At 54.3% G+C, this 9,729-nt stretch carries 10 protein-coding genes and 1 pseudogene; 6 read left to right on the top strand and 5 right to left on the bottom strand.

Going from position 1 to position 9,729, the window contains the following annotated elements; translation table 11 throughout:
• Positions 1 to 317 precede the first annotated feature (317 nt).
• Complete coding sequence (locus ACH2AT_RS11120) at positions 318 to 1,175, bottom strand: hypothetical protein (protein ID WP_394966073.1); 858 nt, start codon at positions 1,173 to 1,175, stop codon at positions 318 to 320.
• A 257-nt stretch (positions 1,176 to 1,432) separates the two neighbouring features.
• Between ACH2AT_RS11120 and ACH2AT_RS11115 the strand changes: the two genes are divergently transcribed.
• From ACH2AT_RS11115 to ACH2AT_RS11090, 6 genes are all read left to right on the top strand, one after another.
• Positions 1,433 to 2,041, top strand: a complete 609-nt coding sequence (locus tag ACH2AT_RS11115; RefSeq protein WP_394966071.1) for a DUF4230 domain-containing protein — start codon at positions 1,433 to 1,435, stop codon at positions 2,039 to 2,041.
• Positions 2,042 to 2,057: 16 nt separating this feature from the next.
• On the top strand, positions 2,058 to 2,702 hold the full coding sequence (locus ACH2AT_RS11110; RefSeq protein ID WP_394966069.1) for a DUF4230 domain-containing protein: 645 nt from the start codon (positions 2,058 to 2,060) through the stop codon (positions 2,700 to 2,702).
• A 201-nt stretch (positions 2,703 to 2,903) separates the two neighbouring features.
• Positions 2,904 to 3,209 carry a MerR family transcriptional regulator gene (locus ACH2AT_RS11105; protein ID WP_394966067.1) on the top strand — a complete coding sequence of 102 codons (306 nt, stop codon included), beginning with the start codon at positions 2,904 to 2,906 and terminating at the stop codon, positions 3,207 to 3,209.
• A 58-nt stretch (positions 3,210 to 3,267) separates the two neighbouring features.
• Positions 3,268 to 4,680: a catabolite control protein A gene (locus ACH2AT_RS11100; RefSeq protein ID WP_394966065.1), complete on the top strand. Its 1,413-nt coding sequence runs from the start codon at positions 3,268 to 3,270 to the stop codon at positions 4,678 to 4,680.
• A 233-nt stretch (positions 4,681 to 4,913) separates the two neighbouring features.
• Positions 4,914 to 5,921, top strand: a complete 1,008-nt coding sequence (locus ACH2AT_RS11095) for a hypothetical protein (RefSeq protein WP_394966063.1) — start codon at positions 4,914 to 4,916, stop codon at positions 5,919 to 5,921.
• A gap of 239 nt (positions 5,922 to 6,160) precedes the next feature.
• Positions 6,161 to 7,129: an O-acetyl-ADP-ribose deacetylase gene (locus tag ACH2AT_RS11090; protein WP_394966061.1), complete on the top strand. Its 969-nt coding sequence runs from the start codon at positions 6,161 to 6,163 to the stop codon at positions 7,127 to 7,129.
• 214 nt (positions 7,130 to 7,343) lie between these two features.
• On the opposite strand, the gene ACH2AT_RS11085 is transcribed toward ACH2AT_RS11090, so the two are convergent.
• The 4 genes and pseudogenes from ACH2AT_RS11085 to ACH2AT_RS11070 form a co-directional block, all read right to left on the bottom strand.
• Positions 7,344 to 8,714, bottom strand: a complete 1,371-nt coding sequence (locus ACH2AT_RS11085; protein ID WP_394966059.1) for a hypothetical protein — start codon at positions 8,712 to 8,714, stop codon at positions 7,344 to 7,346.
• Positions 8,715 to 8,816: 102 nt separating this feature from the next.
• Positions 8,817 to 9,050 carry a hypothetical protein gene (locus ACH2AT_RS11080; RefSeq protein ID WP_394966058.1) on the bottom strand — a complete coding sequence of 78 codons (234 nt, stop codon included), beginning with the start codon at positions 9,048 to 9,050 and terminating at the stop codon, positions 8,817 to 8,819.
• A gap of 14 nt (positions 9,051 to 9,064) precedes the next feature.
• On the bottom strand, positions 9,065 to 9,511 hold the full coding sequence (locus ACH2AT_RS11075) for a flavodoxin family protein (protein ID WP_394966056.1): 447 nt from the start codon (positions 9,509 to 9,511) through the stop codon (positions 9,065 to 9,067).
• A pseudogene (locus ACH2AT_RS11070) lies at positions 9,508 to 9,729 on the bottom strand (SDR family oxidoreductase); the annotation flags it as partial. The pseudogene ACH2AT_RS11070 and the gene ACH2AT_RS11075, both read right to left, overlap by 4 nt.

The following is a 9,729-nucleotide window of genomic DNA, read 5'->3' as shown; positions in this document are numbered from 1 at the left end:
TATTTTAATAGATGATAAAATGAAAAAACGGCTTTCATAAAGGAATTGACGAAAATATTATATGATGGTTAAGGAAAACTCAGTCAACAATAATCTAGTTTATCGTAGTAGTCGGGTCGGAGTTCCCAGACGGTCAACAGAAAATGGCGGTTTCAAGCCATTTGTCGTCACTTGTGCACAAAAGAATCGACAATACAAAAAGCCCGCGGAGCCTTTTAAACACTGACTCCGCGGGCTTTTGCACGCATGGTGGTCAAATAGTGGTCACGGTGGTCAATTTTGCTGGAAAACGAGGTGTGAGGCAGGGGGCAAAGTGGTCAACGCGAGGCGCCCTCTTCCGGCTGGGAGAACCAGCGCCGGGTAAAGGCATCCGCCGCTTCCTCCTGCCCGGGCAGGAGACAAAAGTACAGGCTTTCGCCCTCCGCCGGCGTGCGCAGATACAGCCCGCTGCCCTTGCCGTGGGGCAGCGGCTTCACCTGCAGCGTGCAGGGAGCGGCATCCGGCAGATAGAGGATACGGGTGCCGTAAAAGTCGGTGATGATGCACACAGGGCCGGCGTCTGTCACGGCACAGAAGCACTCGGGGTCCGGCCGGCGCTGGAGGATATAAAGAAAGTTGCGGTTTTTGCCCCGCAAAAATAAATGGTCCCGGATCTCGCTGCCAAAGCGGTACGCCAAAAGGGAAGTGTAGTACATGGCGTAGCTCTCCTGCCGCAGCCGGTCAAAAGCAGGGGAGTCGGGATGCCGCTGGGGCGGTTGCTGGTCGGCAGGCTGGCCCAGCAGCAGGCTGAGGACGGGGTAGAGCTGATCCTCCTTGGTCTTGTTATAGGAAAAGCCGGTGCATCCGCCGTCTTTCAGCCAGACGGTAACAGTGCATTTGATCAGCTGGATGGAATATCCCACCTGAACCACATCCCCGGGGCGGATGCGCCACACATCCAGCTTCCCGCCGGCCATGCGCTGGATGCAGACATCGCTGCCAAACCAGGCGGTGACATATTCCGGCGCGCCCGAGTACTGGTGGATGCGGGGGATGAGGGTGATGTTCCCCGGCGGCATGCCGGCGGCGTCCCAGTCCGTCAGGGCGGGCTGAAACGCGGGCGGCACTTCGCTCCAATCATACATGCGCTTGGGCCAGGAGGCCAGGGTCGGCCGGCGGTCTTCTCGAATATTCATAGGGGGCTCCTTTATACCAGAGGGACCACAAAATCAAAGAACTACATTCATTATAGCAAATTACAGATTGACAGGGAATATGCGGTTAGGCCAGGTTTTTTGTCACTGTGTTGTGCAGCACTTGACTGCACCGTGCGTGCAGTTGCATTGTAAAAGAATATCAGGCACTGTGCAAATTTTATTTTCCGTTGCGAAAAATGTGAAAAAATGGTACTATCCATTAGGAAATTCCCAAAATTGTGTAAGGAGCGAAATACATGAAAGGACAAAACGCATCATCCGTAAAAATACCGCGATTGAAACTTCCTGTTGCTATACTGCTCGTCGTGGCAGCCATCGCGATAGTGGCAATTGCCGTCGGCTTGCCGGCTGCACAGCGGGCAAAGCAGCCGCCGGAAATTATCACGGTCTCTGCTTTGCAGGAGATCGTGGATGTGAACGAGCTGTCTACCTATACGGCAGTCTACAATGGCATCGCGACGGTGAGCGATGAGGAAAACCCGGATGAAGTGAAGTACTATGTCTCCTACAAAGCCAAAGTGTATGCGGGTATTGACTTTGGCGCGCTGGACATCGAAACGGATGACGAGGAAAAGACGATCCGAATCAAGCTGCCTGAAGTGAGAATCTCAGCGGTCGATGTGGATATTGCGTCCATGGATTTCCTCTTTTACGATGACAAGGCAAATAACTCAACTGTGACGCAGGAAGCCTACAAAGCCTGTGAACTGGATGCGCAGCAGGAGAGCGAAAAGCAGACGGCAATATGCGATTTGGCGAAGGACAACGCCTGCAACGTGTTGAAGGCCCTCATCACACCCCTTGTGGAGCAGAACGACGCCGGATATAGTCTGTCAATTTCGTAAAAGGAGGAGTTTCGCTATGAAAAAACTTGCGTGCCTTTTGGCTTGTGCGGTCCTGGCGGGCTCTCTTGCCGCCTGCGGGGGCTCTGCGTATAAAAACACGATGGAACCCGAGACATCTCAGATGAAAGCGATCTGTGAGTTGGCGGTGATGGACTGCTACTATCACAATGTGGCAAAATTCAAAGATGAGGATGCGGCCGGAATACTTTTCTGGCAGAAGGACAAGCATTTCTGGATCGAGTACAGCGGCGTGGTTTCTCTTGGCATCGACGCTTCCCAGGTGGCCCTGGAGGTGGACGACACTTTGGTCACCATCACCATTCCGGAGGCAAAAGTGCTTCGCTGCCAGGTGGACTCAAATGAACTCTCGGAGGATTCCTATATCGTCGCCAAAGATTCCGCCAGGATAAGCGCGGAGGATGAGGTGGCGGCGTTTGCCCAGGCCCAGGCAGACCTGGAAGAAACGGCGGCCTCCGACACGGCACTTCTGTCCAGTGCTCAACAGCGCGCACAGGATCTTCTGGAGGAATATGTGCAGAATATCGGTGAGGCAGTTGGAAAGGATTACACGATCCAGTGGGTCTATCTGGACGGCGCTGATTCCGCTCCGCAGTCTGAGACAAACTCCCAGGCCGAATCCCGGAATTCTGCCTCTGCCTGATCCATATAACTCCATACAGCAAAGAGCACTCGTCGCCAGACGGGTGCTCTTTTTGTTTTGTCAAGCCTGATACGGTCATTTTCTCCCTTCGCGAAATTTGCAAGCTCTGTTGCGGAATGCGATTTTCACGAAACCCTTGACTGCACGCGGCGTGCAGTTTTACGGTGAGGAGGAAATGAAGATCAACAGACGCTGCGCCAAATGTGCGCTGAACTGAAGATTCCCCGGCGGGCTGTGCAAGGCTATGAGAAGATCGGGCTTGTACGCCCTTCAGGGAAAAACAAATATGGGCATCTGCTCTACAGCGAGCCGGAGCGGGAACGCATCCGGCTTATTCGGTTTTACCAGAAGCTGGGCTTTCACCTGAAGGAGATCAAAGAGCTTTTGGATGCCGATATCCCTGTCAGGAAGGCCGCGATCCAGGCAAAAATTGCGGAATTGGAAACGAAGAATGTCCAACTGCGGGAACTGATTCAACAGGCAAAAGAGTACATCGCTGCGTTGTAATGGTCGATGGTTCACGGGAAATCGCACTCCATCCATCGAATACAAAGGAGGATTTGATATGAAAACAAAGTTTTTGTCTATCCTGCTGGCAATGGTGCTTCTGGCAAATCTGGCTGCCTGCAGCTCTGCTGACGCACCTGGCAGCGAGACCGGCAGACAACCGGCTGCCACAGGGGATGCCGCAAGCAGCACGCCTGATGGGAATGCGGCAGAGCAGTCCGAAGCAACATTGGAACCGTTCAACAGGAACGCTGCCCTGGATGAAACCGTGTTGGTGGATGAGGGCGGCATAAAGATCACGGCAACAGGACTGACTTATACGGATTATTCCGCGGAGCTGGCGCTCACCATTGAAAACAACAGCGGGAAAGACCTTTCCTTCGTCAGCGGTTCCCTGGGGTACAGCTGCAACGCTATCAACGGCTACATGATCGATGATGGCTATTTGAACTGTGATGTATCCAATGGAAAAAAGGCGAACGAGGTCGTTGAGTTTGTCTATGATGCATTGATGCCCTACGGCATCAATGAGATAGCGGATCTGGAGATCGGTTTCACCATAACGGATGACGATTACAACAGCACCTACACCGGTCCCCGCGCACTCAGGACCTCCGCCGCGGACGCGCATGATTATGGAACGGACCACTATCAGCAGACCATCGCAAGCTCCGCTGCCATGAATACCTATGGTTATGAAGTGGTGTACTTCGGGCAGGATGCCGTCTATGAGCAAAACGGGGTGAAGCTGCTCTCCAGCGGAGTCCTTAGAAACAAGAACGGCGAGACCGCCCTGTTGCTGGAACTGGAAAACACCACGGACAGCATGGTGTATGTGTCCAGCTCGGACATCAGGATCAACGGCCTCGTGGTGAGCGGTTCCACCTGGTCAGGCGACGCCATCAATCCCGGCAAACGCCGTATTGCCGAAGTAGAGCTTTCGTCGGTGCTGGACGGCGAGTTCTGGAGCACTTACGGGATCACCGAAGTGGGATCGGTTTCCCTGTCCCTGGAGCAATCCGACGAGGAGGGGGTGACGCTCGCGGAGAAGACGCCGGTTACGATTGCAATCCCTGGCGCATCCGCCGGCTTTGACGCAGCGGGAAAAGAAGTCTATAACAGCAATGGCCTGCGAATCGTGTTCAAGGCGGTACAGGAGGATGCCTCTGATTGGAGCGATGATTTGTATGTGCTTCTGGCAGCGGAGAACAGCAGCGGAAAGACACTCACGATTGATGACGTTTACGATTCGCTTTCGGTAAACGGCTTCATGACAGATTACTCCTTCTATAACCAGGAGTTGGCAGATGGAGAATCCGCGGCGCTGGTGATCCAATTGTGGCAATCTTCCCTCGAGGACAATCAGATCACGTCGACATCCGATATACAGGATATCGAGCTGAAATTTGAAATCAAAGAGGGATATACGACTCTCGAGGAGCCGGTAATCACGATCACCATCGACGGATAAAAGTGACAACGCACGGATAAGGTCAGCCAGGAACGAAGAAAGCCCGCCTTTCAGGCGGGCTTTCTTTCAGTGGCCCAGGACGGTAATATGCTCCATCTGCGCTCGAAGGCCTGTGGTTATTGCAGGCCTTTGATTGAAAGAGATATAATGGATTTGGTTTTGCGGCCGGTAAAAGCTGTTGCGGGAAAACAGCAGCGGCTTTTACATATGTCAAATAAAAGGAGGAAGTTTCTGTGAAAAACGATGAGCAGGAAGGCAAGAAAGCAAGAAAAGGGATTGACGTAAAACATGTCGCGCAGGGAATCACTAAAGCCGCCGCGTCCGCGGCTGACAATGTTGGCAAAGCAGCGGTAACTGTGGCGGGGAAAACCAAAGATATCGCTGTGAAATCGCAGGAAGCAGTTTGTGAAACACTGGATCAAAACGGGGACGGCAAGGTCGACATCGAGGACGTGATCATCATGGGCCTGAAGGTGCCGGGAATCCGCATCGACCGAGAGCAATTCTTGCGCAAAGAGTTCCAGACCAAATGCACCCAGGAGGTCATTGATCGTGCGGTCGAGAGCACACCGCTCCGCGCCGGTGTGCCGCAGGAAGTTGTGGACGGCATTGCCGATGAAGTGATCAAATACGAGCGGGCCTGCGTTTCAGGCATCTCTGCAGCACTGGGAATGCCCGGCGGGGTTGCCATGGCGGCCACCATACCGGCGGACATTGCCCAGTATTACGGCTATCTGCTGCGCGCCATGCAAAAACTGATGTATCTTTACGGATTTCCTCAAATCGATGTGGAGGAAAAAGGCCAGACCTTTGATTCGGAGACAATGAATCTGCTGATCCTTTGTATGGGCGTTATGTATGGGGTGACGGGTGCCAGTAATGCGCTTCGGTCTGTGGCAAAAGCTTTGAGCACCGGCGTTGAGAAGCAACTGCTGCGCAGGGCACTGACAAAGGGCACCATTTACCCCATCGTGAAAAGCGTTTCCAAATGGTTCGGCGTAAAGATGACCAAAGAAGTATTTGCCGGATTTTTTAAAAAGGCCATTCCGGTGGTTGGCGGTGTGCTGGGCGGCGGCATCACTTTCCTCACGTTCAAGCCCTGTTGTGATACGTTGAAAGTCTCCTTGCAAAAAACCATTCTGAGCGATCCGAACTACCAGAGCAATAAAGACGATATTGCCTTTGCAGAGTATACGGAATTGTCCGACGATGCTCCGTGTTCATCGGCAGGCATGGAATAAACGGCAAAAAGCCCGCAAAGCTGTTTCAGAAAAAGCTTTGCGGGTTCCCTGTATATATTGACAGTCAAATGCGAGAAAACAGCTGCTGATTAACATGAGTGAAATATTTTCAATTGCCTTTTTGACAATAAGGCCCTTGAAAGCCCTGTCTATGGGACCGGTCCTGTGCTATGCTTAGGATAAGCAAACCGTGATGGCTTGCGGTGAGGCAAAAATGTGAGGAACAGGGAGGAATCAAAGTGGCGCTGGATCGGTACGCAACCGCTATGGAACGGGCGATCTTCAATTGGTATTTTGGCGGGGAAAATGCCCCGGTGGAACCGGTGTTCAACACACTGCAGATGGGGATCAGGCATGACATGCAGGTGTATGTTCCCATCGAGACGCCGGATATCCTGGCCCGGATGTTGGGAGATCCGGAAAAATTGAAAGCGGGGGATACCTGTACCTGTGACCAGGAGGTGCCCATACGCTTTCGGCACATAGCGGAGGATCCGGAAGGAAACTACCTGATCCCCGTCTTTACCAGCCAGGAAGAGCTGGATAAAGGGGAATCGTCGTCGGTCATCAACCAAACCTTTGGGGATCTGGTAAAGGCGCTGGACCGCTGGCCGCAATGTCAGGGCCTTGTGATCAACCCTTGGGACAAGAGGATGATCCTTACAAAAGAATCCCTTGAAGTTGTAAAACAGCATGTCCTGAAATCGCACATCAGCTTTGTGCGCGGAAGCGTACTGGACCTGCATGTGGACGCGATCGTGAACGCGGCCAATAAAAGCCTGCTGGGCGGCGGCGGTGTGGATGGAGCCATCCACCGCGCGGCCGGGAAAGAGCTGCTCCAAGAATGCCGGAAGCTGAACGGCTGTGAAACGGGGGAGGCCAAGATCACCGGTGCGTATGCGATCCGGGATGTGGATCACATTATCCACACCGTGGGGCCGGTTTACAGCGGAAAAAACAGGGACGCCGACCTGCTCTCCGCCTGCTACTGGAACAGCCTGGAAGCAGCGCGGCAAATTGGCTGCGGAAGTATCGCCTTCCCCGGCATTTCAACGGGAGTGTACGGATACCCTCTGGACGAGGCGGCCGTGGTTGCGCTGCGCACGATCGTCCGTTGGTTCGAGGCCCACAAGGAGACCGTGATGAACGTTTACCTCTGCTGCTTTAAAGACGCCGAATACGAAGCGTTCATGAGAGTGCTCCAATAACAGGCGCGGGTATCGGAAGGGAGACGCTGTGGGAAGAGCTCTGTATGCGGCCCTTCGCTGGCCGCTCAACCTATCTCGTTGTAATCATCCTCGGTGCAACGGCGAAGGATCACCTTGGTCTTTTCAATCGGGAAGGGGACATCGTCCGGAGAAAAATATTCCACGTCCACGATTTCCGCAATGGCCGGGTGGTTGTCCTTCCCGGCAGGTACTACTACCTCATCCCCTGCTTCCAGAGAATCATCCTCGGTGCGGTAGTAGTAGGTTTTGCCGCCGCCATCAAAAACTCTACGCTGCAGTAGATCAGATCGGTCTTGCGGCGGGGCACATGTTGGTACACATTTTGGGAGAACAGGGAACTGTCAAAAGCCAGGAGATAATGCGCCGCTTTTTTTATAAACACAGGAAACCGTTCCGGAAGCCCAAACCGGTCGTAGCGGCCGGATACGGTCGTTTTGGTGCCATCTTCCCGTTCCAGTAAAAGCTCATAGGTGCGGGTCAGGCTCTGGGGATCCACCACATCATCTGCCGCGGTGTCATTCACCCGGAAAAAGACCGGGTCGGAAACCGCATCGAGCAGATCGGGCACATAGTCAGGGTGTTCATAGCGCAGGACAGTCCGGCTCCCGTCACTCGTCACGAAAGTTGCCTCGATCGTCCTGGAGCCGCGGTCGACCACAAGGCGCGCAGATTCTTCTCCGCATTCGGGTATATCGTCCTCCCGGCGGCACACGTGAGGCACGGCATGCGTCTCCTTATACTGCAGGGTGATCCGGTTGAGATGGCTGTAGGGATGGGAATTCCCATCAGTGCCGAACAAATCGCGCATGCCCAGGCAGGAGCGCAGCAGTTCCGAAAAATCAGATTCTGCTGAACCGGGCTTACCTCCCAGATAACCGGAAAAGAGATATTGGCCTCCCTCTTTGGACGAAAGCCGCATTTCCCATCCGCCGGCGTCAAACAGGATAGCGGTGGGATCAAAGCATTCATTGCAGTAGTGGACAGCTGCCGCAAAAATGCGCTGTACTTTGTCTTCACCAATAGAAAAGCGAACACGCCGGCAAGGATGTTTCAAGTCCGCATAAGCATATCCCGCGAACGTTACAGATCCGCTCGAGTCAATTGAGAGAGTTTGCTTCACTTCTTTGTCAGGGGCAGGGACGGAGAAAAAGCAGCCGGCGCACGAAGTCAACCGAAGTTTTTGCAGAGAACCGGTAAACGGATATTGATTTTTGCCAGTCAGCAGGGCCAACCGCTGAAATACAAGGCGGAACCACGCCTGGCCTTCTTCTGTCGGAAAATGGCCGGATGGGCATTGCCAGATCTCTTGCCAGCGTTCATACAGGACTGCCACAAGCTCAAAAAGGTTGTCGACGTTATCCAGAACTGCTGACAGGGTATGGCTGTCCTGCGCCGCAGGGCCATACTCAGCGCGAAACTGCTCCGCGTAGCTGCTTTGGCAGGGAAAGCCGATGCTTTCAGGGGTAATATCCGAAGGACGGAGTTCCGACCATTGAAAATCCGGCCTGTCCAATCGCTCACACCAGGTTACCGCAAATTCGTGAAGTTTAGGAAAGGGTACCATTCAGCGAGCCTCCTCGTTTCAGCAGTTTTGTAGTGGGTGACTTTACTGTAAAAGTGATGCAGCAACAGCCAGCTTGCGCAAATCATCTGTGCCCTATGGCCTTTACCCCTCCGGCAGATACACCCCGAACACGCCGTTTGAGAACTCCCCGCCGGCAAAGCGGTGAGGGATGCCGTCGATCTCCACTTCATAGACCCGGAATACCTTTTCCACGCCGTAGTGGGGATCGGTCACAACGGCTTTTTCGTTGCAGTCCCGCCAGGGGTATTGAAAAATGTTCACGCCAAACGCTCTGCACTCCCCGGTGGGGCCGGTGGTCTCGAATTTCCAGTCCATCTTTTCTCCTTGTATTACGTTGTCCGCAGCCCCCGGTAAAACGCCCGCGCCTTTTCCAGATCCTCCCCGTTGGGCCGGCCCTTGGCGAGGCCGCCCACCAGCTTGAAGGGACCAAAGGTGTCGTAGCCTTTGCAGGAAAACTCCCCCAGCACCGGGCAGCCCTTTTCCCGGGCGATCTGGCGCAGCGTCTTCGTGCCGCTGCCCTTTGCGCCGCCATAGGTGTAGACGAAAAATACCGGTTTGCCTGCGGGCAGATACTGCCGGGCAAAAGCGATCAGCGCCCTGTGCATCTCAAAGCCATAAATGCCGGAGGCGAATCCCACGCGGTCGTATTCCTCCAGCCGCACCATCTGGCGGGTGCGCACGTCGATGAGGTCAGCGCCGCCCGCCTCGGCCATGGCCTCCACCACCTTGCGGGTATTCCCATGGTGGCAGGAAAGATAGCAAATTGCCGTTTTCATGCGTTGCTCCCTCCCTCATATGTCCAGCCGAAGTCGTTGTGGTAGATCATCTGGCGGGTCATGCCGCCGTCGATACAGATGTTTTCGCCGGTGTGATGAAGCCCGCCTTCTCCGAGCAGAGAAACAGCACCATGTTGGCGATGTCCAGCGGATTGCCCACCCGCCCGGCGGGCTGCTGGGCGGCGTCCGGGCCGGTCCACACCGTATCGCCGGTCTCG

It is taken from the genome of Candidatus Allofournierella excrementigallinarum (assembly GCF_944388085.1).
Lineage (GTDB): Bacteria > Bacillota > Clostridia > Oscillospirales > Ruminococcaceae > Allofournierella_A > Allofournierella_A excrementigallinarum.
The sequence above is the reverse complement of the archived record's forward strand: the minus strand, read 5'-3'. Positions and strand labels throughout refer to the sequence as shown.

Bases quoted from the DNA above. Each gene is read 5' to 3' on its own strand.
- ACH2AT_RS11120 (WP_394966073.1), bottom strand. From the start codon at position 1,175: ATGAATATTCGAGAAGACCGCCGGCCGACCCTGGCCTCCTGGCCCAAG.
- ACH2AT_RS11115 (WP_394966071.1), top strand. From the start codon at position 1,433: ATGAAAGGACAAAACGCATCATCCGTAAAAATACCGCGATTGAAACTT.
- ACH2AT_RS11110 (WP_394966069.1), top strand. From the start codon at position 2,058: ATGAAAAAACTTGCGTGCCTTTTGGCTTGTGCGGTCCTGGCGGGCTCT.
- ACH2AT_RS11105 (WP_394966067.1), top strand. From the start codon at position 2,904: ATGTGCGCTGAACTGAAGATTCCCCGGCGGGCTGTGCAAGGCTATGAG.
- ACH2AT_RS11100 (WP_394966065.1), top strand. From the start codon at position 3,268: ATGAAAACAAAGTTTTTGTCTATCCTGCTGGCAATGGTGCTTCTGGCA.
- ACH2AT_RS11085 (WP_394966059.1), bottom strand. From the start codon at position 8,714: ATGGTACCCTTTCCTAAACTTCACGAATTTGCGGTAACCTGGTGTGAG.
- ACH2AT_RS11080 (WP_394966058.1), bottom strand. From the start codon at position 9,050: ATGGACTGGAAATTCGAGACCACCGGCCCCACCGGGGAGTGCAGAGCG.
- ACH2AT_RS11075 (WP_394966056.1), bottom strand. From the start codon at position 9,511: ATGAAAACGGCAATTTGCTATCTTTCCTGCCACCATGGGAATACCCGC.